The 23,329-nt window shown below is 32.1% G+C and carries 22 protein-coding genes, 5 tRNA genes and 2 pseudogenes; 1 reads left to right on the top strand and 28 read right to left on the bottom strand.

The window, feature by feature from the left end:
* Window positions 1–26 precede the first annotated feature (26 nt).
* From rpoB to AC0L4B_RS08000, 26 genes and pseudogenes are all read right to left on the bottom strand, one after another.
* Window positions 27–3,839, bottom strand: a complete 3,813-nt coding sequence (gene rpoB, locus AC0L4B_RS08125) for a DNA-directed RNA polymerase subunit beta (protein WP_028290293.1) — start codon at window positions 3,837–3,839, stop codon at window positions 27–29.
* Window positions 3,840–3,962: 123 nt separating this feature from the next.
* The gene (rplL, locus tag AC0L4B_RS08120) at window positions 3,963–4,337 is read right to left on the bottom strand and encodes a 50S ribosomal protein L7/L12 (protein WP_028290294.1); all 375 of its coding nucleotides are present in this window, start codon (window positions 4,335–4,337) and stop codon (window positions 3,963–3,965) included.
* Window positions 4,338–4,398: 61 nt separating this feature from the next.
* Entirely contained in the window at window positions 4,399–4,920 is a 522-nt protein-coding gene (gene rplJ / locus AC0L4B_RS08115) for a 50S ribosomal protein L10 (RefSeq protein WP_028290295.1), read from the bottom strand.
* A gap of 20 nt (window positions 4,921–4,940) precedes the next feature.
* The gene (gene rplA / locus AC0L4B_RS08110) at window positions 4,941–5,630 is read right to left on the bottom strand and encodes a 50S ribosomal protein L1 (RefSeq protein WP_473439322.1); all 690 of its coding nucleotides are present in this window, start codon (window positions 5,628–5,630) and stop codon (window positions 4,941–4,943) included.
* Window positions 5,631–5,648: 18 nt separating this feature from the next.
* The gene (gene rplK, locus AC0L4B_RS08105; RefSeq protein ID WP_028290297.1) at window positions 5,649–6,089 is read right to left on the bottom strand and encodes a 50S ribosomal protein L11; all 441 of its coding nucleotides are present in this window, start codon (window positions 6,087–6,089) and stop codon (window positions 5,649–5,651) included.
* Window positions 6,090–6,158: 69 nt separating this feature from the next.
* Entirely contained in the window at window positions 6,159–6,650 is a 492-nt protein-coding gene (gene nusG / locus AC0L4B_RS08100; protein WP_473439417.1) for a transcription termination/antitermination protein NusG, read from the bottom strand.
* A 68-nt stretch (window positions 6,651–6,718) separates the two neighbouring features.
* Complete coding sequence (gene secE, locus AC0L4B_RS08095) at window positions 6,719–6,916, bottom strand: preprotein translocase subunit SecE (RefSeq protein ID WP_028290299.1); 198 nt, start codon at window positions 6,914–6,916, stop codon at window positions 6,719–6,721.
* Window positions 6,917–6,997: 81 nt separating this feature from the next.
* Window positions 6,998–7,070, bottom strand: a tRNA-Trp gene (locus AC0L4B_RS08090).
* A gap of 62 nt (window positions 7,071–7,132) precedes the next feature.
* On the bottom strand, window positions 7,133–8,320 hold the full coding sequence (gene tuf, locus AC0L4B_RS08085) for an elongation factor Tu (protein WP_028606821.1): 1,188 nt from the start codon (window positions 8,318–8,320) through the stop codon (window positions 7,133–7,135).
* Window positions 8,321–8,386: 66 nt separating this feature from the next.
* A tRNA-Thr gene (locus AC0L4B_RS08080) sits at window positions 8,387–8,458 on the bottom strand.
* 11 nt (window positions 8,459–8,469) lie between these two features.
* Window positions 8,470–8,542, bottom strand: a tRNA-Gly gene (locus AC0L4B_RS08075).
* 49 nt (window positions 8,543–8,591) lie between these two features.
* Window positions 8,592–8,673 (bottom strand) — tRNA-Tyr (locus tag AC0L4B_RS08070).
* 72 nt (window positions 8,674–8,745) lie between these two features.
* Window positions 8,746–8,819, bottom strand: a tRNA-Thr gene (locus tag AC0L4B_RS08065).
* Window positions 8,820–8,919: 100 nt separating this feature from the next.
* Window positions 8,920–9,222, bottom strand: coding sequence for a ribosome hibernation-promoting factor, HPF/YfiA family (gene hpf / locus AC0L4B_RS08060; RefSeq protein ID WP_473439321.1), 303 nt, complete (start codon window positions 9,220–9,222; stop codon window positions 8,920–8,922).
* Window positions 9,223–9,247: 25 nt separating this feature from the next.
* A complete protein-coding gene (locus tag AC0L4B_RS08055) occupies window positions 9,248–9,922 on the bottom strand; it encodes a tyrosine-type recombinase/integrase (protein WP_473439320.1) in 675 nt (224 codons plus the stop codon).
* A gap of 24 nt (window positions 9,923–9,946) precedes the next feature.
* Window positions 9,947–10,057 (bottom strand): annotated as a pseudogene (locus AC0L4B_RS08050) (tyrosine-type recombinase/integrase); the annotation flags it as partial.
* A gap of 194 nt (window positions 10,058–10,251) precedes the next feature.
* The gene (gene rpsU / locus AC0L4B_RS08045) at window positions 10,252–10,446 is read right to left on the bottom strand and encodes a 30S ribosomal protein S21 (protein ID WP_028290303.1); all 195 of its coding nucleotides are present in this window, start codon (window positions 10,444–10,446) and stop codon (window positions 10,252–10,254) included.
* A gap of 93 nt (window positions 10,447–10,539) precedes the next feature.
* Window positions 10,540–11,913, bottom strand: coding sequence for an alpha-amylase (locus AC0L4B_RS08040; protein ID WP_473439319.1), 1,374 nt, complete (start codon window positions 11,911–11,913; stop codon window positions 10,540–10,542).
* Window positions 11,914–12,082: 169 nt separating this feature from the next.
* Complete coding sequence (locus AC0L4B_RS08035; RefSeq protein ID WP_473439318.1) at window positions 12,083–12,442, bottom strand: hypothetical protein; 360 nt, start codon at window positions 12,440–12,442, stop codon at window positions 12,083–12,085.
* Window positions 12,442–13,512, bottom strand: coding sequence for a carboxypeptidase-like regulatory domain-containing protein (locus AC0L4B_RS08030; RefSeq protein WP_473439317.1), 1,071 nt, complete (start codon window positions 13,510–13,512; stop codon window positions 12,442–12,444). The genes AC0L4B_RS08035 and AC0L4B_RS08030 overlap by 1 nt, the downstream gene beginning before the upstream one ends.
* Window positions 13,513–13,883: 371 nt before the next feature.
* Window positions 13,884–15,050 carry an acyl-CoA dehydrogenase family protein gene (locus tag AC0L4B_RS08025; RefSeq protein WP_473439316.1) on the bottom strand — a complete coding sequence of 389 codons (1,167 nt, stop codon included), beginning with the start codon at window positions 15,048–15,050 and terminating at the stop codon, window positions 13,884–13,886.
* A gap of 24 nt (window positions 15,051–15,074) precedes the next feature.
* On the bottom strand, window positions 15,075–15,962 hold the full coding sequence (locus AC0L4B_RS08020; RefSeq protein ID WP_473439315.1) for a ComEA family DNA-binding protein: 888 nt from the start codon (window positions 15,960–15,962) through the stop codon (window positions 15,075–15,077).
* A gap of 14 nt (window positions 15,963–15,976) precedes the next feature.
* Window positions 15,977–17,563 carry an alanine/glycine:cation symporter family protein gene (locus tag AC0L4B_RS08015; protein WP_473439314.1) on the bottom strand — a complete coding sequence of 529 codons (1,587 nt, stop codon included), beginning with the start codon at window positions 17,561–17,563 and terminating at the stop codon, window positions 15,977–15,979.
* A gap of 90 nt (window positions 17,564–17,653) precedes the next feature.
* Window positions 17,654–18,679: a potassium channel family protein gene (locus AC0L4B_RS08010; protein ID WP_473439313.1), complete on the bottom strand. Its 1,026-nt coding sequence runs from the start codon at window positions 18,677–18,679 to the stop codon at window positions 17,654–17,656.
* A 6-nt stretch (window positions 18,680–18,685) separates the two neighbouring features.
* Complete coding sequence (locus AC0L4B_RS08005) at window positions 18,686–18,913, bottom strand: PspC domain-containing protein (RefSeq protein ID WP_473439312.1); 228 nt, start codon at window positions 18,911–18,913, stop codon at window positions 18,686–18,688.
* Window positions 18,914–18,925: 12 nt separating this feature from the next.
* A pseudogene (locus tag AC0L4B_RS08000) lies at window positions 18,926–20,199 on the bottom strand (DUF2851 family protein).
* 202 nt (window positions 20,200–20,401) lie between these two features.
* On the opposite strand from AC0L4B_RS08000, the gene AC0L4B_RS07995 reads away from it, so the two are divergent.
* Entirely contained in the window at window positions 20,402–20,767 is a 366-nt protein-coding gene (locus AC0L4B_RS07995) for a hypothetical protein (protein ID WP_473439311.1), read from the top strand.
* 53 nt (window positions 20,768–20,820) lie between these two features.
* Here the strand turns inward: AC0L4B_RS07995 and AC0L4B_RS07990 are convergent, their stop codons facing one another.
* Window positions 20,821–21,801: a PLP-dependent cysteine synthase family protein gene (locus AC0L4B_RS07990; protein ID WP_473439310.1), complete on the bottom strand. Its 981-nt coding sequence runs from the start codon at window positions 21,799–21,801 to the stop codon at window positions 20,821–20,823.
* Between the two features lie 291 nt (window positions 21,802–22,092).
* Window positions 22,093–23,328 (bottom strand): ABC transporter permease, encoded by a 1,236-nt coding sequence (locus tag AC0L4B_RS07985; RefSeq protein ID WP_473439309.1) that lies wholly within the window; start codon window positions 23,326–23,328, stop codon window positions 22,093–22,095.
* Window position 23,329 lies beyond the last annotated feature (1 nt).

The following is a 23,329-nucleotide window of genomic DNA, read 5'->3' as shown; positions in this document are numbered from 1 at the left end:
CTTAAAACTGCTCGACTCACTTAAAATTATTCTTCTAATCTAATGTCTAATCCTAATCCTTTCAATTCGTGCATTAATACGTTGAAAGATTCTGGTAATCCAGGTTCTGGCATTGGTTCTCCTTTAACAATAGCTTCGTAAGTTTTAGCTCTACCTACTACGTCATCAGATTTTACTGTTAAGATTTCTCTTAACGTTGCTGATGCTCCATAAGCCTCAAGAGCCCAAACTTCCATTTCTCCAAAACGTTGACCTCCAAATTGTGCTTTACCACCTAAAGGTTGTTGAGTAATTAATGAATATGGTCCTATTGAACGAGCGTGCATCTTATCATCTACCATGTGCCCTAATTTAAGCATGTAGATAACTCCTACTGTTGCAGGTTGATCAAAACGATCTCCAGTTCCACCATCATATAAATATGTATGACCATATCTAGGGATACCAGCTTCATCAGTTAACTCGTTGATTTGATCTATTGTTGCACCATCAAAAATTGGAGTAGCATAAGTACGACCTAAGTCTTGTCCAGCCCAACCTAAAACGGTTTCATAAATCTGTCCGATGTTCATACGAGATGGTACACCTAATGGATTTAATACAATATCAACTGGAGTTCCATCTTCTAAGAAAGGCATATCTTCTTGACGTACAATACGTGCAACAATACCTTTGTTACCATGTCGTCCTGCCATTTTATCACCTACTTTTAACTTACGTTTTTTAGCGATATAAACTTTGGCTAATTTGATGATACCTGCTGGTAACTCATCTCCTACTGATATAGTAAACTTCTCACGTCTAAGAGACCCTTGTAAATCGTTTTCTTTAATCTTGTAGTTGTGAATTAAATCTGCAACTAATTTGTTAGTATGGTCATCTGTTGTCCATGTACCACCAGTTAAGTGAGTATAATCATCAACAGCATTTAACATTTTTAAAGTGAATTTTTTACCTTTTGGTAATACTTCTTCACCTAAATCATTATAAATACCTTGAGATGTTTTACCGTTTACAATAGTGAAAAGTTTTTCAACTAATACAGACTGTAATTCATCAAATTTAGTATAATATAAATTCTCTAACTTATTAATATCTTCTTTATCCTGAGCTCTCTTTCTTTTATCTTTTACTGCTCTAGAAAATAATTTTTTATTAATAACAACACCATGTAATGATGGAGAAGCTTTTAATGAAGCATCTTTAACATCTCCTGCTTTATCTCCAAAAATGGCACGTAAAAGTTTTTCTTCTGGTGTTGGATCAGATTCTCCTTTAGGAGTAATTTTACCAATTAATATATCACCAGGTTTAACTTCTGCTCCAATACGGATCATACCGTTTTCATCAAGGTCTTTTGTAGCCTCTTCAGAAACGTTAGGAATATCATTTGTTAACTCTTCGTTACCTAATTTTGTATCTCTTACATCAAGAGAATACTCGTCGATGTGTATAGAAGTAAATATATCTTCACGAACAACTTTTTCCGAAATCACAATGGCATCCTCAAAGTTATACCCTTTCCAAGGCATGAAGGCTACTTTCATGTTTCTACCTAAAGCTAATTCACCTTTTTGAGTGGCATAACCCTCAGATAAGACTTGACCTTTAGATACTTTATCACCTTTTTTAACGATAGGTTTAAGGTTTATAGAAGTACCTTGGTTAGTTTTTCTAAATTTAACTAATGGATAAGTCTTAATATCACTATCAAAACTTACTTTTGCTTCATCATCAGTTCTTTCGTATTTAATTACAATTTCGTTTGCATCAACGTATTGTACAACACCTTCACCTTCTGCATTAATTAAAACACGAGAATCAGATGCTACTTGTCTTTCTAATCCAGTTCCAACAATAGGAGCTTGAGGACGTAATAAAGGTACAGCCTGACGCATCATGTTTGATCCCATCAATGCACGGTTGGCATCATCATGTTCTAAGAAAGGAATTAAAGACGCTGATATAGATGAAATTTGATTTGGTGCTACATCTGTATAATGGATGTCTTTTGGATCCATTACTGGGAAGTCACCTTCCATTCTAGCAATTACTTTATCATGTAAAATTTTACCATCTTCATCAACTTTTACAGTTGCTTGAGCGATTAATTTTTCTTCTTCTTCTTCAGCACTTAAATATGTTGGAGCACTTTTAATATCAACAACACCATCTGTAACTTTTCTATAAGGGGTTTCAATGAATCCCATTGAATTTACCTTAGCATATACAGATAATGAAGATATTAATCCAATGTTTGGTCCCTCAGGAGTTTCAATTGGACAAAGTCTTCCGTAGTGAGTATAGTGAACATCTCGAACCTCGAATCCTGCTCTTTCTCTGGATAAACCTCCTGGTCCTAATGCAGATAAACGACGTTTGTGTGTTATCTCGGCTAATGGATTAGTTTGGTCCATAAACTGAGATAACTGGTTTGTACCAAAGAAAGAATTAATTACTGACGACAAAGTCTTAGCATTAATTAAGTCAATAGGTGTAAAAACCTCGTTATCACGAACGTTCATACGCTCACGAATAGTACGTGCCATACGAGCAAGACCAACACCAAACTGAGATGATAACTGTTCTCCTACTGTACGTACACGACGGTTAGATAAGTGATCAATATCATCAATCTCTGCTTTAGAATTAATAAGCTCGATTAAGTATTTTATTATAGTAATGATATCTTCTTTAGTAAGCACTTGCTTATCCATTCCGATATCTAATTGTAATTTTTTGTTCATTCTATAACGACCTACTTCTCCTAGAGAGTAACGTTGGTCACTAAAGAATAATTTGTCAATAATACCACGTGCAGTTTCTTCATCTGGCGGCTCAGCATTACGTAGTTGACGGTAAATATGTTCTACAGCTTCTTTTTCAGAATTTGTTGGATCTTTTTGAAGTGTATTATGTATAATTGCGTAATCTCCTTGTTGTGCAGTTTCCTTGTGAATAAGGATAGTTTTTACATCAATTTCAAGAATTTCTTCAATATTTTCTTTATCTAATTCTGTATCACGATCTAAAACAATTTCGTTACGTTCGATAGATACTACTTCACCTGTATCCTCATCAACGAAATCTTCATGCCATGTGTTAAGTACACGTGCAGCAAGTTTACGACCAATAATTTTTTTAAGACCTGATTTAGAAACTTTAACTTCTTCAGCAAGATCAAAAATTTCTAATATGTCTTTATCACGCTCAAAACCAATAGCTCTAAAAAGAGTAGTTACAGGTAACTTTTTCTTTCTATCAATGTAAGCATACATTACTTGGTTAATATCTGTAGCGAATTCTATCCATGATCCTTTAAAAGGAATAACTCTAGCTGAATATAATTTGGTTCCATTTGCATGGAAAGACTGTCCAAAAAAGACACCTGGAGATCTATGTAATTGAGATACTACTACACGTTCTGCTCCGTTAATACAAAAAGTACCAGAAGGAGTCATGTAAGGTATAGTTCCTAAATACACATCCTGGACAATGGTCTCGAAATCCTCATGTTCAGGGTCTGTACAATATAACTTTAACCTTGCTTTTAGCGGAACGCTATAGGTTAGTCCTCTTTCAATACATTCTTCAATAGCGTATCTTGGTGGATCAATAAAGTAATCTAAAAATTCTAAAACGAATTGATTACGTGTGTCTGTAATAGGAAAGTTTTCCATGAAGGTGTTATATAAACCTTCATCACCTCTTTCTTCAGATTTTGTTTCTAACTGGAAAAAATCCTGAAAGGATTTAATCTGAATATCCATGAAATCTGGGTACTCTGTTCTATTTATTATAGACGAGAAATTTAATCTTTCAGCTTGTGTTACTAACATCAATGGACGAAATTTTGATTAAAAAAATATTATTTTATATAGCTAATCACTATATACGACAAATGGTTTAGGTCTTAAAGCGCATGCTTCAGACCTAAACCTTTGTAAAATTATGTGGTAAGCTTACTTAAGCTCAACCTCTGCTCCTGCTTCTTCTAATGAAGTTTTTAAAGCTTCAGCTTCGTCTTTAGACACTGCTTCTTTAATTGGGCTTGGTGCTCCATCAACTAATCCTTTAGCTTCTTTTAAACCTAAACCAGTTAATTCTTTAACTAATTTAACTACTGCTAATTTAGAACCACCAGCTGCCTTTAATATAACATCAAATTCAGTTTGCTCTTCAGCAGCATCACCTCCTGCAGCAGGACCAGCTGCAACAGCTACAGCAGCAGCTGCAGGCTCGATACCATATTCATCTTTTAAAATAGTAGCTAACTCATTTACTTCTTTTACAGTAAGGTTAACTAATTGTTCTGCGAAATCTTTTAAATCTGCCATTTTTCTATCGTTTTAATAATTTTTTAATAATATATAATTGTAAAAGTGCGTTCTTTTAAAATTATCCCTCTTTTTGAGATAATGTTTTTAAGATACCTGAAAGTGTTCCTCCACTAGATTTAAGAGCTGAAACAACGTTTTTAGCTGGTGATTGTAATAATCCAATGATATCACCAATTAACTCTTCTCTAGACTTGATGTCCACTAACATATCTAACTGGTTATCTCCTAAATAAACAGCTTCTTCAATAAAAGCACCTTTTAATAAAGGCTTTTCAGATTTTTTTCTGAAAGCTTTGATTAATTTAGCTGGAGCATTTCCAGTTTCAGAATACATCACAGATGTATTTCCTTTTAATACAGATGGTAAATCTCCGAAATCTCTATCCGAAGCTTCCATCGCTTTTTCAAGTAATGTATTTTTTACAACAGATAATTGTATGTTTGCTTTAAAACAAGCACGACGTAAGTCTGATGTAGTTCCTGCGTTTAAACCTGATATATCTGCTATGTAGATATTAGAATTGTCAGCTAATTGTGCAGTTAAGTCTTTAATTACTTGTGATTTATCTTCTCTTGTCATAATATAAAGTTTTTAACTACTTAACCTATTTTAGTATCAACAGCTATACTAGGACTCATTGTAGAAGACATAAAAATGCTTTTTACATAAACTCCCTTTGCAGTTGTCGGTTTAAGTTTCATAATTGTTGTTAATAATTCGTTTGCGTTATCTTGAATTTTATCAGCACTAAAAGATGCTTTTCCAATTGAAGCGTGAACGATACCAGTTTTATCAACTTTAAAGTCAATTTTACCAGCTTTAACCTCTGTAACAGCTTTTGCAACATCCATTGTTACAGTACCAGTCTTAGGGTTAGGCATTAAACCACGAGGACCTAATACACGTCCTAAAGGACCTAATTTACCCATAACGCTAGGCATAGTAATGATTACATCTACGTCTGTCCAACCACTCTTGATTTTATCAAGGTACTCATCTAAACCTACATAATCAGCACCAGCTTCTTTAGCTTCTGCTTCTTTATCTGGAGTTACTAATGCTAATACTTTAGTGTCCTTACCTGTTCCATGAGGAAGAGATACTACACCTCTAACCATTTGATTAGCTTTTCTTGGGTCAACCCCTAAACGAATTGCTAAATCAACTGATGCGTCAAACTTAGTATTAGTTATTTCTTTTACTAATGCTGAAGCCTCTTGTAAAGAATATACTTTATCCTTTTCAATTTTTGCTACAGCTTCTTTTTGTTTTCTTGTTAATCTTGCCATTTTTAAAATCTTTTTAGGTTAATTTGGTGCATCACCACCTTTAACAGTTATACCCATAGATCTTGCAGTACCAGCAATCATCTTCATTGCAGAATCTATAGTAAATGCATTTAAATCTACCATTTTGTCTTCAGCAATAGTTTTGATTTGATCCCAAGAAACTTTTGCAACTTTCTTTACGTGTGGTTCTCCCGAACCTTTCTTTACTTTGGCCGCTTCTAATAACTGTACAGCAGCAGGTGGAGTCTTGATTACAAAGTCAAATGATTTGTCTTTGTAAACAGAAATCACCACTGGTAAAACTTTACCAGCTTTATCTTGAGTTCTAGCATTAAATTGCTTACAAAACTCCATGATATTTACTCCTGCAGCACCTAGAGCGGGTCCAACCGGTGGCGAAGGATTCGCTGCACCTCCCCTAACTTGTAGTTTAACTACTTTTCCTAGTTCTTTTGCCATTTTAAATAAATTAATTTGATGTTTTTAGTTAAGTGGAAGCTTAACCAACATATATTAGTGTAACACTTATTATATTTTTTCTACTTGCATGTAACTTAACTCTAATGGTGTTTTTCTTCCAAAAATCTTAACCATTACTTCTAACTTACGTTTTTCTTCATTGATATTTTCAATAGTTCCATCAAAACCATTAAAAGGTCCATCGATAACTTTAACAGTTTCACCTTTTGTATATGGTATAGCAACATTTACATCTGCATCAACTGACAACTCATCAACTTTACCTAACATCCTGTTAACTTCAGATTGTCTTAAAGGTAAAGGATCACCACCTTTAGTAGCACCTAAAAAACCAATTACATTTGTAATTGATCTAATAATATGAGGTACTTCTCCAGTAAGATTAGCTTTAATCATGATATAACCACTAAAGTAAACTTTTTCTTTATTGATTTTTTTACCATTACGAATTTGAACAACGTTTTCTGTTGGCACTAAAACTTGCTCAACATAATCTTGCATACCTAATCTAGCAATCTCGTTTTCGATATAAGTTTTAATTTTATTTTCTTGACCACTTACAGCTCTAACTACGTACCATTTTTTTCTCCAACTTCAGCCATAAAAACCTATCCTGTTATAAGATTAAAATATAAACTAATAACTTTACTAAAAACAGTATCAATTCCCCAAATTGCTAATGAGAATATAATTGAAAAAACAGCCACTAAGATTGTTAAACTTTGTGCTTCTGACCAAGGTGTCCAAGTCACATTATTTTTCAACTCTCCGAATGATTCTTTTATATAATTTACTATTCCAGCCATATTGTCCATTTAACATCTTCTTTTTAGAAGAAGATAATTATACTATTTCAAAACAAGTAAAATATAACTTGTTTTAATTTGCACGGGTTGAGAGACTCGAACTCCCGACACCTGGTTTTGGAGACCAGTGCTCTACCAACTGAGCTAAACCCGTAAATATAAATCAAGGCACTTTGACAACAAAGCACCTTAATTTTATATTTTATAAACTATAATTTAGTCTAAAATTTCAGTTACCTGACCTGCACCTACAGTTCTACCACCTTCACGTATAGCGAAACGTAGTCCAACATTCATTGCAATAGTATTAATAAGCTCAACAGTAATTGTTAAGTTATCTCCAGGCATAACCATTTCTACTCCATCAGGTAAAGCAATGTTTCCTGTTACATCAGTTGTACGTACGTAGAACTGAGGACGGTAGTTATTATGGAATGGAGTGTGACGTCCACCTTCTTCTTTTTTAAGGATATAAACCTCTGCTTTGAATTTAGCGTGAGGTGTTACAGAACCTGGCTTAGTAATAACCATACCTCTTGAGATTTGAGACTTCTCAATACCTCTTAATAGGATACCAGCGTTATCTCCAGCTTCTCCTCTATCTAATATTTGACGGAACATCTCGATACCTGTGATTGTAGATGTTAACTTTTCAGCTCCCATACCAATGATTTCAACAGGATCTCCTGTATTAGCTACACCAGTTTCGATACGTCCAGTTGCTACTGTACCACGACCTGTAATAGAGAATACATCTTCAATAGGCATTAAGAAAGGCTTGTCCATATCACGAACTGGCTCTTCAATCCATGCATCAACAGCTGCCATTAATTCCATAACAGTATCAACCCATTTTTGCTCACCATTTAAAGCTCCTAATGCAGAACCTGACACTACAGGTCCATTATCACCATCATACTCATAGAAAGAAAGTAATTCTCTTACTTCCATATCTACTAATTCAAGTAATTCTTCATCATCAACCATATCCACTTTGTTTAAGAACACTACGATTCTTGGGATACCAACCTGACGACCTAATAAGATGTGCTCACGAGTTTGTGGCATTGGTCCATCTGTTGCAGCTACTACTAAGATAGCACCATCCATTTGAGCAGCACCTGTTACCATGTTTTTTACGTAATCGGCGTGACCTGGACAGTCAACGTGTGCATAGTGACGATTAGCTGTTTGATATTCTACGTGTGAAGTATTAATTGTAATACCTCTTTCTTTTTCTTCAGGAGCGTTATCGATAGTATCGAAATCTCTTGCTTCTGATAAACCTGCATCAGCTAATACTTTAGTAATAGCAGCAGTTAAAGTTGTTTTACCGTGATCTACGTGTCCAATTGTACCAATATTTAAGTGTGGTTTTGAACGATCGAAAGTTGCCTTTGCCATGTTTTAATAATTTAATCTTAGTTATATAATAATATTAGTGTATTCTTACTTATTGTCTTTAAATTGAGCCAATGACGGGAATTGAACCCGTGACCTCTTCCTTACCAAGGAAACGCTCTACCCCTGAGCTACACCGGCTTAAATATTAGAGCGAGAGACCGGGTTCGAACCGGCGACATTCAGCTTGGAAGGCTGACGCTCTACCAACTGAGCTACTCTCGCAATTATTTAAAATTCTTATTTAAGTTTAAAAAATACTTTTCAAAAAAAGTGGGGAGAGCAGGATTCGAACCTGCGAAGACGTAGTCAGCAGATTTACAGTCTGCCCTCGTTGGCCGCTTGAGTATCTCCCCTTTTTTAAACTTTCACTCTATTAAAGAACTTAAATAAAACTAAAACATTTATGAATTAATTTTATTTTTTTGAGCCGATGGAGGGACTCGAACCCACGACCTGCTGATTACAAATCAGCTGCTCTAGCCAGCTGAGCTACATCGGCTTTTTTTTACTGTTTTTACTTCTAAAAAAAGCCCGCTATTTCTAACGGACTGCAAATGTAAATATTTATTTAATTATTCAAAACATTTTTTTAAAATATTTTAAAATTTTTCTCTAATTTTTTGTTTTCGCTTTTTTAATTGACGTTGAAGTGAAGCAATTGCTGTATCTGTACCCTCTTCAAAAGACTTACATTGTTTTTTAACTACTAAACTATCTCCAGGTATATTTATCTTAGCTTCAAAAATTTTATTAAGCTTATTACTTCTTTTTTCAACTTTGAGGTATACCTCAGACTGAATGACTTTATCATAATACAATTCTAGCTTATTCATTCTTTTTTGAATAAACTCCAACAACTGTGGCTCTGCATTAAAATTGATTGCTTGTGTGTTTACCTTCATAATTTAATTTTTTGTGGTTAAACATTTATTTTTTACTTCTTGGATGGCTTTTAGCATACACTTTTTTTAATTGCGCTATACTGTTGTGTGTATAGACTTGTGTTGCAGCTAAACTTGAATGTCCTAATAACTCTTTGACAGCATTTAACTCTGCTCCTTGATTTAATAGATGCGTTGCAAATGAATGTCTAAGTATGTGTGGGCTTTTTTTGACCTTACTCGAAGCTATACTAAAGTAATCATTTATAATTCTGTAAACAAGAGTTTCGTATATTTTAACTCCCTTTTTTGTTAAAAACAAATATTGATCATCATCTATTAATTCTAGTTGTTTTCTAACTTCAAGATACTTTTGAATACTATTAATTACAGAATTTAACAGCGGAATTAATCTTTCTTTGTTTCGTTTACCTAAAATTTTGATGGTTTTGTTTTCTAAATCAACATCACTTAGTTTAATATTTATTAACTCAATACGTCTTATTCCTGTAGAATAAAACAATTCAATAATTAATTTATTTCTTAAGCCTTCAAATCCTGAAGCTAAACTAATTTTATCTAGAACTGTTTCTATTTCTTTTTCAGAAAAAGGTATTTGTAGTTTTTTACTTGTTTTTAAAGCTTTGTGTTTAGAAAGCGGATTAACTTTTACTTCTTCTATTTTTAATAGAAATTTATAAAAACTATTTAATGCAGACACTTTTCTATTTATACTTCTATTGGTTAAGCCACTTTCTACTAAATTAATAATCCACGGTCTGATTTGTGCATAATTAACCTCTGTAATGGAGTTTAAAGCATCTTGTTCCTGTAAAAAAAGTAAAAAAGACTGAATATCTTTATTATAGGCATTGACCGTTAGCTTGGAATATTTTTTTCAAGCAATAAATAGTCTATAAAAGCATTAAGTAACATTGATTGAAGTTATTTTATATTTATAAATATAGTGTTTTGTAATTGACTACACGTAAAACAAAAAAATCCCACTAAAAATAAAGTGGGATTTTAATTATTATAATATCAGAGAAATTATACTGCTTCTTGATCTCTTAATAATTGAACGTATTGCGCTTTTTGCACTTTAGCTCTGTTTTGTACTGAAGGTTTTAAAAACTGTTTACGACCTTGTAAAGCTCGTCTTGTACCAGTTTTATCAAACTTACGTTTGTAGCGTTTTAAAGCTCTTTCTATATTTTCTCCTTGTTTAATTGGTATTACTAACATAGTGTCTTAACCTCCTCTCTTTTAAAATTTTGAGGTGCAAATATAATAACTAATTTAAAATTCTCAATTTTATTTTTAAAATAACTTAACGACTTACAATGTTGACCAAACAGAATAACTTTTAGGAGGTGCTTGTATTTTAACCCACTTTCCTGATTGTGTTACTGGTTGCCAACTTGAATGTCCAGTATAATCTTTTATAGTAGTACTTGACCAATTAGTTTCTACCCACCTTTCTTGCCAAGCATCAGAGTTATTAATATAGACGATTAAACCTGAGGAATTATTACCGTTACGTTTTGCAATATATTCGTCATTATCTACATGTAAAATAGATGTGCTACCGCTTGCAAAATTATTATGAATCCAAATTAAGTTATTTAGACTTGCTTTATTTAACCACTCTTCATAATCTTTATAAAAAATAGTTGGATACCCTTCATGTGTTAAAATATAGGCATAGGCTAAAATCTTATTATTTATAATCTCATCAGTATCATGGTTGGTAACAAATGTCATTGCTTTTGATGCGTTTTGTTTCCAAAGCATATTATCATTTAATGCATTTAAGTTATTCCCCATAAAAGCGTCTTTCATTTTATAATAACAAGCAAAATCAAAAGCACTTGCATTTGCAGTATTTGTCCACCAATCTAATGTCGAAACATTACTGTCCCAATATTCTCCGACTGAAAAACCACCAACTTCATCCTTCCAAGCCTTAACTACCCATGGCTCGAAACCTTTAACATAATCAAATCGCCAACCATCGAAACCTATAACGTCTCTATAGTATTTAGCGACACTATTTGAATTTTTCCATAACCAATCTTGAACGTATAATTGATTATGACATAAATCAGGGAAGCCTCCAAAAACTCCAGAATCGTTTGAATGTGCATTATTAGGATGAAAATCTGTTGCTGATCTGTAAAATTTACCAGAAAGTGGATTAAAATCTGTCCATGTGCCTCCTCCTGTATATGGGTTTGCTTCGCTATTACCTCCACTATTATGATTAATTACAATATCAGCAATAACACTTAGTCCACTTTGATGTGCTGAATCTATTAATGACACGAGTTCTGTTTTAGAACCGAATCTAGTTTCTATACTTCCCATTTGGTCGTATTCTCCAAAATCGTAATAATCAAAAGGATCATAACCCATAGAAAATGGACCATTTTGTGCTTTTGATACAGGTGGTAACCAAATAGCATCTATACCTGCATTACTCCAATCTTGAACTTTTGATTTTACTGTATTCCACCAATTACCACCAGCTGGAACGTCCCAATAAAAAGCTTGCATCATTACACCCGAGCCAATGGGTTTTAAACCTGCTCTTTGACTACTAGTATTGTTTACGGATTTTTCTTCTACAGAATCTGTAAGTACGTCGTCATTACTACAACTGTAAGTAAAGACAATCGAGACGTACAGTATTATTAACTTTAGTTTTTTCATGTTATTTGGGATTAGATTATACCTAAAACTAATCCATCACACTTCAAAAACAAAACATATTAAATCACGAAAACCTTTTCGTGTTGATAAATAATTAAAAAAAGCATCTTATTTTATCAAATAACCAAAACTATATAGTTTTTTTGATATAATTACACTTTTAGTATCTTTATTCTTTTTTGAACAAAGAAGATCTTTTGGTTAGATCTTTAATTAATTTTTCATCTTCTTCACTCTCTAGTAAAGTATTGTAATTATCCCAAAACTGTTTGTCATAAGGTTTAACTGAAAAAATATCTGGATCCCAATTTTGTTGTAATGCTGTTTCGACTTTTTCTTGGTCTTGAATTATTTCTGTGAATAAAATCTCTTGTACTGTATAATAAAAACGTTCTTCTTTATTAAACTGCGCTTCTTCTTCTTTATTAATTTTACCCGTTGGTTTATATCCTACATTTACTAATTTAGGTGTTTCATAGTAAATATAATTTGGATACATCCTATCTTGATACTCTGTGTAAGAGATCACTAATTTGTGATTAATTTGAGTATCAAATAACGTTTTACTTCTGCTTTTTGAGCTTTAGATCCTGCTTTAAGTTGGTATTCAATTTTTTTAATAGCAAAATTATCCCAATAAATATAAATCCAGCCACCAGCAATATAACCTTCATTATAAATCCCTTTGGTATTTAAACCAACAAAATCTTCACTTTTATTAATTTGAATCTTGTAAATTTTTCTTTCGTTATCTACTAGAATAGTATCTAATTTAAATTGATGTGTATTTAAAATGTTGTCACCAAATAATGCTTTAGGACTTTTTGAATTACGAACAAGGTTCAATTTTCCTTTAAATAAATTTTCTAATCCATTGACACGCGTATCGTTCCATTTTATAGACTTTATTAATGATTCTTTTTTAATAGTATCACGTCTTAAATTTTTTGGTCTTAAATTAACGTTAGCATTGTATTTTAGGTAAGTTGAATAGGAAAATAAACTATCAACATCACGTAAGTCATAACTTTTTCTAACTTGATCGACATTGATTTTAAGATTGTCTTTTCCGCCAGACACATAACTTGAGTCATCGTATAAAGTTATCGCGCTTTCAACCAACCACTTAAACTGTTTTTTGTTTCTTTCTTTATGTCTTATAAATCCTTTTTGAAGATATGGTAGTTCCGGTAAATTGCCTTGTAATTTTTCTAAAGCACGCAATACAATGTCGTTACCTGTTGTTGGCCTATTTTCTGCAACTATCATAATTTCGTCTAAAGACGCGATATCTTCTTCAAGTAAAATATCAAAGTCATTATCAAATTGGTCTACAGTTGTTTTGAAACTTTTAAAACCAATTGAAGACACAACTATGGAGTCGTTTTCAAACTCTTTAGGAACTAACAACACAAATTTACCATCTGCATTTGTTATTGTCCCTATGGTTGTATTTTGCACATAAACACTTGCGTTTTCTATTGGCATCATCGTCATAAAGTCAACGATCTTATTTTTTAATTCGGTTTGTCCAAAAGAGAAGCTTCCAAACAATAACAATATTATAATTACTGTTGGTTTAATGTTTAAAAATTTCATTTTAAAATAATTGTATTTATAAGTTTATGTGGCTAGACTAAAATCGAAAACAATATTACCATTTTAGCGATAATTATAAAACTAATTTCCGCTAAAACAACAATATTGTATCATATAACTATCTTAAAACTTTACCATCAATTACCTTTTAGCGATAATTAAAAACTAATTTTCGCTAAAACAGCAACCTTTATATTATGTAGCTGGCTTATAGTCTTTACCATCTATTACCATTTTAGCGATAATTAAAAGACTAATTTTCGCTAAAATAATAACCTTAATATTATGTAGCTGACTTATAATCTTTACCGTCTATTACCATTTTAGCGATAATTAAAAGACTAATTTTCGCTAAAATAATAACCTTAATATTATGTAGCTGGCTTATAATCTTTACCGTCTATTACCATTTTAGCGATAATTTCTCTTAAAATTTCAGAGGTACCACCACCAATTGGTCCTAGTCTACTATCACGCAATAGTCGTGCCAATGGGTATTCTTCCATATATCCATAACCGCCTAAAAACTGAAGACAGTCATAAATAACGTCATCTGCTACTTTAGTAGACTTTAATTTTGACATTGTTGCTTCTTTAACAACATATTCACCTTTACCTAATCTATCAGCAACTGTGTAGTTAAAAGTTTTAGATATTTCTACTTCAGTAATATGATCTGCAAGACGATGTCTTAATGCTTGAAAACGATCTATAGTTTTTCCAAAAGCTGTACGCTCTGACATATACTTCATGGTGTAATCAATAGCAAATTCTGCTCTAGCATGTGCATTTACACCCATTATTAATCTTTCTGAAGCAAAGTGTTGCATAATGTATGCAAATCCTTTATTTATTTCTCCCATTAAGTTAGACGCAGGAATGGTTACGTTATCAAATGCTATTTCACCAGTATCTGATGCTCTCCAACCTAATTTATCAAGTTTTGTAGCAGACACTCCAGGTGTATCTCTATCTACTAAGAAAATACTGATTCCTTTATTACCTAATTCTGGGTTAGTTTTAGCAGCTACTATAAGATAATCACTATACACACCGTTTGTAATAAACGTTTTAGAACCATTAATTACATAAGTATCTCCTTTTTTTACAGCTGTAGATCTCATACCTGCAACATCACTACCACCAAAAGGCTCAGTAATACACAAACATCCAATCATGTCTCCAGCGATACTTGCTGTTAGATATTTTTGCTTTATTGCTTCACTACCTTCAGCTTTTAAATGCGTCATTGCTAAATAAGCATGAGCCCACATTGCAGCAGCGAAACCAGCAGAGTTTATTTTTTGTAATTCTTCAAGTAAAATTACCATATAGAAAATATCTAAATCTAATCCTCCATATTGTTCTGGATAATTGATTCCGAAAAACCCCATATCTCCAACTTTCTTCCAAATAAAGCGTTCAATTTGACCTGTTTTTTCCCATTTATCAATGTGAGGCACGACTTCTTTTATTAAAAAATCGCGTAAACTTTCTCTAAATAAATTATGCTCTTCACTGAAGTACATATTTCCCATAATACGTTGTGTTATTGTTAAGTCTTAATCTAGACGTAAAGATAACTTAATTATCTGTATTTTATTAACAGGAAAACCGTTAACTTTTGTTAATTCGTCAATGGATTTAAACCCATCACGTAAGGTACGTTCTTCAATTATATTATGAGCTACTTCGTAATCAATGTACTTAATGGTTACCAACTGATCTTTAGTAGCTGTATTTAAAGCAATTTTGGTTATTGCTCTTGGTGTTTTTATAGTAAAATTATTTTTAATATTTTGAATTACTTCTGGTGTTAATCCATACACTTCTTGTAACTCTATAAAACTATGGAAACTGTTTATTTTATGTCTGTATTTTATGATTCGTTGTGAATAAGATGGACCTATACCATATACCTTTTCTAATTGTTCAGCTGTAGCTGAATTTAAATCTAACTTTTGACTTTCAGTTTTTGGTAAATTAGAAAAGGACTGACTAAAGTTATTTTGTTTGGGTTTAGGGTTTGTTACCCAATCCGGAAATTTAAAGTAAGGAGATATTTTTGCTAATAACGAATCTGAAACCTTTGTTACAGACTGAAACTGACTTACAGAATTAATCCACTTGTTTTGTTTTCTGAAAGCTAGCAAACGATCAATTTCTTGACTAGTCATACCTAATGCATATCCTTTATGGTCTGAAATAAAGTTAGGGTTAAAAGGATTAATTTTAGGTTTTCGGTTTTCTAACTCGACTGCTTTTAAAGAATCAATTTGAGCTATAAATGTATTTATAGTACTATCTTTTGTATCAAACTCTGGATTATCATCCATTAATTTAGGCAATACAAAATGATAGAATATTTGTATTGATAGAATAAGTAGTAGTAATAAAAAAATCCCACTTCGTTGTTGTCTTGAAAACTTGAAGTGGGATTTGATATTCATTTTAAATATTTTATTTATTCAGCACCTTTTTTAATTGCTAACATATATTTATTTAATTCTGATTTTACTTTAGGCGCTAATAATACTAAACCAATCATATTAGGAACCATCATAGCAAATACCATTGCATCTGAGAAACCTATAACTGAGTCTAAACTAGCAGCAGCACCAATGACTACAAATACACAAAAGATAACTTTATAAATGTATTCAGCTTTTTTAGTTCTTCCGAAAAGGAAAGACCAACCTTGGAAACCATAATATGACCAAGAGATCATAGAGCTAAAAGCAAATAATACCACTGCTACTGTTAACACATAAGGAAACCAGCTAATAACACTACCAAAAGCACCTGAAGTCATTAAAATAGCTTCTGCATCACTAGATGGTCCTGCACCTGTTAACGAACCTGTAATAATTAATACTAAGGCTGTCATAGTACAAACCACTACAGTATCAATAAATGGCTCTAATAAAGCAACCATACCTTCACTAGCTGCGTATTTAGTTTTTACAGCCGAGTGCGCAATAGAAGCCGATCCAATACCTGCTTCGTTTGAAAACGCAGCTCGTCTAAACCCTTGCACTAATACTCCTACAACACCACCTGCAATTCCTTCAGGACTAAAAGCTCCATTCCAGATTTGCGCAAAAGCATCTCCAATCATATCGTATTTTGCAAAAATGACAAATAATGATGCTAAAACATATATTAACACCATAAATGGTACAATCTTGTCTGTTACCTTAGCTATTTTTTTGATTCCTCCTATAATTACAATTCCAACTAAAATAGCCATAACAAGACCAAATACCCAACCGTAACCAGCTAGAAAAGACTCATTACCTCCTGTGATGCTCTGTACTAATTGAAATGCTTGATTAACTTGAAACATGTTACCACCTCCAAATGAACCACCAATAACAAATATTGCAAACAAGACAGCAAGTACTTTACCTAAACCTGCCATACCTTTAGATTTAAGACCTTTAGTTAAATAATACATTGGTCCTCCATATACCGTTCCGTCTTCACCAATATCTCTATACTTAACACCAAGTGTACACTCCACAAACTTTGAAGCCATACCTAAGAAACCTGCAATAATCATCCAAAATGTAGCACCTGCACCACCAATAGATACAGCAATTGCAACACCTGCAATATTACCTAAACCTACGGTTGCAGATAATGCTGCTGTTAAGGCTTGAAAATGGGACACTTCACCTTCGTGATCTTCTACAGCTATTGTCTCTATATTATCTCCTCCAGGAGTTGAGTCACCAGCTGCAACCAAAGATTCATGATGATCAAGTTCGTCATATTTACCTCTTACAATATTTACTGATGTAAAAAAGCCTCTAAAATTGATAAACTTAAAGTATACTGTAAAGTAAAGTGCGCCTAAAATTAACGGAAATAATACCCAGAAAATTTTTACTCCTCCACCAAAATCAATTTGATAAAAAATAAAGTCAACAAACCAGCCTGTAGCGTCTCCAAACTTTTTGTCAATCATTTGGTCAATGCCAACTTCGTCTTGAGCAAAGTTTAAAAGTGGGAATATTAGAGTAAAAATCGAGAGAAGATATTTCTTCATAATTAAGTTTTATAAGTTATTTTTAAAGTTAAGATTAGCAATATGCAAAAAAATGATGGATTTTTAAAAGAAAAGCTGTTAAATACCTGTTTAGTCTATACTAAATATGGTGTTTAATTTTTGAATTTGTTCTGGTCTACCAAGTACAATAACTTTTGAGTTGGGTACTAACTTAAGTTCAGCTTCTGGGTTTACAATATATTCGCCATGACCATTTTTAAAACCAATAACAGTACAACCTGTTTTGTGACGTAAGTCTAAATCTTTTATTGTTTTAATACCTGAATCGGGATTGTACAATTTTTCAACCTGAACTTCCTCTATATTAATGTTAGCCTCACCTACGATAGCAAGGTTATCTATAAACTCTATTAAATCCGGAACCACTACTAAGGATGCCATGTGGTCACCACCAATTCTGTCTGGCAAAATAACATTGTTAGCTCCAGCCAATTTTAATTTATTATAAGATGTTTCTTGAGAGGCACGACTAATGATCCTTAGATCTTTTTTCATCTGTCTAGCTGATAATACAACAAACAAGTTATCAGCATCGTTTGGTAATGCAGATATTAAAGTACTAGCTCTTTCAATACCAGCTTGAAGTAAAATTTCATCTTCATTTGCGTTACCTAAAATAAATGGAGTATTGTCGTCTTCAAATTTTTCAATAATTTCTTTATTTTTTTCAATAATAACAAAAGATCTATTGTGAGCTAACAACTTGGTAGCTGCTTGCTTTCCGTTTCTACCGTAACCACATATTATGATATGGTTGCTAAGTGCATCAATTTTTTTCTGCATTTTCTTTTGTTTTAATTCTTCAAGATTACTTTTACTTAAAATAAATTCGGTAATAACAGATAGTGCATAACCTAAAATCACAACACTATTTAATATTAAAAATATCGTAAAGATTTTTGCGACATCATCCAAAGGTTGTACCTCTCCAAAACCAACGGTTGTAATTGTAATTACAGTCATATACAAAGCGTCTACCCAACTGTAATTGGACATCACTCTAAACCCTAAAACACCAACTAATAATAGTAGTATCAATAGCGAAATTGCTGTGTAAATTTTAGATCTATATAAAGTAATTAAAGGGTTAGTCATAAGGTTTTAAAGATCAAAAACTGAAGATCGTTTTGTATAAACAATATCTTTAATACGCATCCAAAAGGCTAGAAACAAATATAATGCAAAGCCAAAACCTAGGGTTGCAAACGTCAAATACATAAAACTAGTACGTACTACTTTGGCTCTTATACCTAAACGGTCTGCAATACGCTGGCAAACATGATAACCACGTTTTTGAAAATAATGTATCGGTTTGTATAAAAATTGCATACTGCAAGATAATTAATTTTGCGTTAGTATAGAATTACCAATTACACATTTTAAGCACAAATTTTTGTCGCAATAATTATTTTTAAGTTGAATTAAAGCTTGACTTTGTAATGCTGATTTTGATTTTACTTTTAAAACTTTAAACTTATCTACAATGTTATTTTTTTCTGGCTTTAATTGCTCCATAAAATTAACAATAGTTTCTTCTGCAGCTTTACCTTGCTGTTTTGCATAACAGAATTTGAGCGGAATGATTGTATTTATTAACAGTAAGTCTATAAAACTATTGGTAATTTTCTTCTTACTAGTTTTTGAAACTTTATCAAATGTGTAATGGTTTTCCCAAAAAGTAGATGTTGTTACAGATAATAATTTATAACTATCTTCCAAAGTTTGTAACGATATGACTTTTGAAAACAAATTTTGGTGCACATGATACAGATTTGCTAATTGCGATAACCTTATGGTTGGAAAATTTGGTGGTCGTAATCTAAAAACTGGAACGGAATAACACCATTATTTTCTAACCCAAATTTTTGCTTTAAAAACGCATAATCTTTTTGAAGGTTTATATAATATGCCTCTTGAACATTTTTGTCTAACATATTAGCTTGACCAAAAAATAAAGCCTCTAAACTTTGTAAATTATTTTGTTGCTTTCTGACTATTGAAAAATCAATACTATTTGCTAGACTTAAAAACGCATCACTATTAACTTTTAAACCAAAGTTTTTAGCTAGTAATTTAAACAATACTGCTTCAAAATTATTGTTAGATGTTTTCAGCAAGATTTCAATCTCTTTTGATTTACGTTCTAAACGTTCAAAAAACAAACGCTCTAACCAATTATTAACTGTAAAAGAATCCACGTTAGCAATCGTGTTTTCGCAATTAATCCAGGTTTGATTTTTATTAAATAATTTATAATAATTGTTTAATGCTTTTACAGATACGTAATCTCTAAGTTGAATGGTTGGTATTGGTGTGTTGTTTTTACGGAATACTTCTGTATCATGCTCCCAAACCACATGTAATATTACGTTATCATAATTTGGATCTACTTCATGATTATGCACAAACCAATCGCTAGATTTAATGTGTATCTCGATATTTCCTGCCCAAAGCTGATTAGCAATAGTGATTTGACCGTTAAAAAAATCTGGTCCAGCATGATGGTTGTGCGTACCTACTGAATTTATTACTACTGTTTCATCATTTGTAGTTTTTAAGTTTTGAGTATCAAACTTTTTAAGCTTCCAGAGATAATGTAAAAAATCTTCTTGCATGTTTAAATGTAAGACTAGTGATTGATATTTACAAGTTAGCAGATTAATTTGTAAGAAAAAAACCTTTTACAGTTATAAAAATTGATTTAATAACATTGTTTACTAATAACCATTTAATTGGTTAATTTAGACTGATATTTATTAACACAATACGAACATGTATTTATCAAAAAAATATTATTTATTTATAACTACACTCTTTATGCAAATTGGCCTGTTTGCACAAGACAATATTGATATCTCTTTTGGAGAAACTTTTACTATTAAAAACAATACAATTACTAATGTTGGTAATCAAAAAGAATTTATAATTATTGAATTAACAGATTTAATTGAAGAATGGTGGTATGATGCACCACCTGAAGACAAAAACCGCAAGCAACACTCTGATGTCCAATACACGTTAAAAGTAACATTTAATGACATTGAAAAACAATTTAGTTTTTATCGTTCTGAAATAAGACAAGACAATCCATACGCTATAAAGCTAGACAACTATAAACTTGTAGTTGTATCTGATAAATATAATAACACCTCTGGATCCATTACAATGAAAGTTGTTAAATAAAAAAACTCACAATTTACATTGTGAGTTTTTTTATTTAATATTAATGCTTAAGTCTACTCAATGTATCCTTTTTCACGCATCCAGTCGTCATTAAACATTTTACCAACATAACGACTTCCATGATCATGAAATAACACCACTACAACATCGTCTTTTGTAAAATGTTCTTTTAATTGTAGTACTCCTTTTATTGCTGCTCCTGCACTATTACCTAAAAACATTCCTTCTTCTTTGGATAGTCTCTGAGTATAAACTGCTGCATCCTTATCTGTTACTTTTGTAAATCCGTCAATAATATCAAAGTCAACGTTTTTTGGTAAGATATCTTCACCTATTCCTTCTGTTACGTATGGATAGATTTCGTTTTCATCAAAAATACCCGTTTCGTGATATTTTTTAAATACTGATCCGTAAGTATCTATTCCCCAAACTTTGATATCTGGATTTTGTTCTTTTAGATATTTACCGACTCCTGATATGGTTCCTCCTGTTCCAACACCAACAACAAAGTGTGTTATTTTACCTTCGGTTTGTTTCCAAATTTCTGGTCCTGTACTTTGGTAATGTGCTTTTGCATTACTTGGATTATCGTATTGGTTTACGTACCAACTGTTTTCTATTTCTGTACTTAATCTTTTTGATACTGAATAGTAAGATCTTGGATCTTCAGGCTCTACTGCTGTTGGACATACAACTACTTCTGCTCCAACTGCTTTTAGTATGTCTACTTTTTCTTTACTTTGTTTGTCTGCCATTACAAATATGCATTTGTAACCTTTGATTATAGCTGCTAACGCTAATCCCATCCCTGTGTTACCTGAGGTTCCTTCTATAATAGTTCCTCCTGGTTTTAAACGTCCATCTACTTCTGCATCTTCAATCATTTGTAATGCCATACGATCTTTAACAGAGTTTCCTGGATTAAAAGTTTCGTATTTAGATAGCACTAAACATGGTAACTCTGCAGTTAGTTTGTTTAATTTTACTAACGGTGTGTTTCCAATGGTTTCTAATATATTATTTGCGTATTGCATCCTTTATTTTTTATTTTATTTTGCAAAAATAAGTAATCTTTTTGTTTTATGTTCCATTTGCTTGAACACTTAACAAACTGTTATTTGTAGTTGATAATTTAGATATACAGATTACTGACCTGTCCTTAGACTGGACCTGTAATTACATTTAATAACTTGCCTTAGGATAGGTTGCGTTAGCGGTAGTAACGACATCCTTTTTTGTGCGCGCTTATGCGCAAAAAAGATATAGTGGATGACGCGACCTTTGACTTGATTTTTTTATCAAGTTAAAGGTAACGCCCAAATTATTTAATCAAATCTAATAGCTTTTACTGGAGATATTTTTGAAATAATGTAGGATGGTATTAATAGCATTAATAGACATAATACAAAGGTCCCAATATTTAATGCTATTATGTAGCCTATGTTTATATAAACAGGTACTGCTGAGACGTGATAGGTTTGTGGGTCTAAAGGAAATAGTCCAAAGTATTTTTGTAAAAGCAATAAGGTTAATCCTATTAAATTACCCCAAAACAGACCTTTTAATATTAGATAACTAGCGTTGTATAAAAAGATTTTACGTATGCTGGTATTGGCACTTCCTAATGCTTTTAGTATGCCTATCATTTGTGTACGTTCTAGTATTAAAACTAACAAAGCTGTTATCATGTTTATACCTGCTACTAAAATCATGATACCTATTATGGCATAAATATTATTATCAAATATTTTTATCCAATCAAAAATGAATGGATATTCTTTGTCTACTGTTTTTGCATTTAGAGTGGATGGCACTGCTTTAAATATAGCATTTCCTGTAGTTTCTAGATTATCATAATCGTCTATAAAAACTTCAAAACGCCCAACTTGGTCATCCTCCCATTTATTTAGTCGTTTAATATGGTTGATGTCGCCAATGACATATAGTTGATCCATTTCTTGTAAACCAGAATTATAAATACCAACAATATTAAAAGTTATACTCCTTGGTGGTTTTGTTGTATCTTCTCTTAAAAAATAGGTATTTATACGATCTTTTAGTTTTAGCTTAAGCCTGTTGGCTAAATACTGAGAGATTAATATATCTTGATTTAACCCGTCTGTATAGTTTGGCAGTTCTCCTTCTATTAAAAACTCTTTAAAATATTGCCAATCATAATCTTGACCAACCCCTTTTATAACGACGTATTCAAAATCGTTTTCTAACCTAATTATCCCAGATTTAGTTGCTGTAGCCTGTATATGAGTTACACCTGGTACACTTGAAAAATTTGGATAAAAATCCTGATTGGTAGATATTGGACGTATACTTTCTTCAGACTGATTATTATCGTAATTTTGAATGATACTATGTCCATTAAAAGCGATTACTTTTTCTCTGATTTTTTGTTGCAACCCAATACCTGTTGCTATGGCAATCATCATTACAATAATTCCCAAAGCAATTGCTACAATACCAATTTTTATTATTGGTGCTGATATACTACTTTTATACGCTTTACTATCAATTATGCGTTTAGCTATAAAAAACTCGAAATTCAAA

The sequence above is a fragment of the Olleya sp. NP1-10 genome, from assembly GCF_055804415.1.
The sequence above is the reverse complement of the archived record's forward strand: the minus strand, read 5'-3'. Positions and strand labels throughout refer to the sequence as shown.

Bases quoted from the DNA above. Each gene is read 5' to 3' on its own strand.
- rpoB (WP_028290293.1), bottom strand. From the start codon at position 3,839: ATGTTAGTAACACAAGCTGAAAGATTAAATTTCTCGTCTATAATAAAT.
- rplL (WP_028290294.1), bottom strand. From the start codon at position 4,337: ATGGCAGATTTAAAAGATTTCGCAGAACAATTAGTTAACCTTACTGTA.
- rplJ (WP_028290295.1), bottom strand. From the start codon at position 4,920: ATGACAAGAGAAGATAAATCACAAGTAATTAAAGACTTAACTGCACAA.
- rplA (WP_473439322.1), bottom strand. From the start codon at position 5,630: ATGGCAAGATTAACAAGAAAACAAAAAGAAGCTGTAGCAAAAATTGAA.
- rplK (WP_028290297.1), bottom strand. From the start codon at position 6,089: ATGGCAAAAGAACTAGGAAAAGTAGTTAAACTACAAGTTAGGGGAGGT.
- secE (WP_028290299.1), bottom strand. From the start codon at position 6,916: ATGGCTGGAATAGTAAATTATATAAAAGAATCATTCGGAGAGTTGAAA.
- tuf (WP_028606821.1), bottom strand. From the start codon at position 8,320: ATGGCAAAGGCAACTTTCGATCGTTCAAAACCACACTTAAATATTGGT.
- hpf (WP_473439321.1), bottom strand. From the start codon at position 9,222: ATGAAGGTAAACACACAAGCAATCAATTTTAATGCAGAGCCACAGTTG.
- rpsU (WP_028290303.1), bottom strand. From the start codon at position 10,446: ATGTTAGTAATACCAATTAAACAAGGAGAAAATATAGAAAGAGCTTTA.
- AC0L4B_RS08040 (WP_473439319.1), bottom strand. From the start codon at position 11,913: ATGAAAAAACTAAAGTTAATAATACTGTACGTCTCGATTGTCTTTACT.
- AC0L4B_RS08030 (WP_473439317.1), bottom strand. From the start codon at position 13,512: ATGAAATTTTTAAACATTAAACCAACAGTAATTATAATATTGTTATTG.
- AC0L4B_RS08025 (WP_473439316.1), bottom strand. From the start codon at position 15,050: ATGGGAAATATGTACTTCAGTGAAGAGCATAATTTATTTAGAGAAAGT.
- AC0L4B_RS08020 (WP_473439315.1), bottom strand. From the start codon at position 15,962: ATGAATATCAAATCCCACTTCAAGTTTTCAAGACAACAACGAAGTGGG.
- AC0L4B_RS08015 (WP_473439314.1), bottom strand. From the start codon at position 17,563: ATGAAGAAATATCTTCTCTCGATTTTTACTCTAATATTCCCACTTTTA.
- AC0L4B_RS08010 (WP_473439313.1), bottom strand. From the start codon at position 18,679: ATGACTAACCCTTTAATTACTTTATATAGATCTAAAATTTACACAGCA.
- AC0L4B_RS08005 (WP_473439312.1), bottom strand. From the start codon at position 18,913: ATGCAATTTTTATACAAACCGATACATTATTTTCAAAAACGTGGTTAT.
- AC0L4B_RS07995 (WP_473439311.1), top strand. From the start codon at position 20,402: ATGCAAATTGGCCTGTTTGCACAAGACAATATTGATATCTCTTTTGGA.
- AC0L4B_RS07990 (WP_473439310.1), bottom strand. From the start codon at position 21,801: ATGCAATACGCAAATAATATATTAGAAACCATTGGAAACACACCGTTA.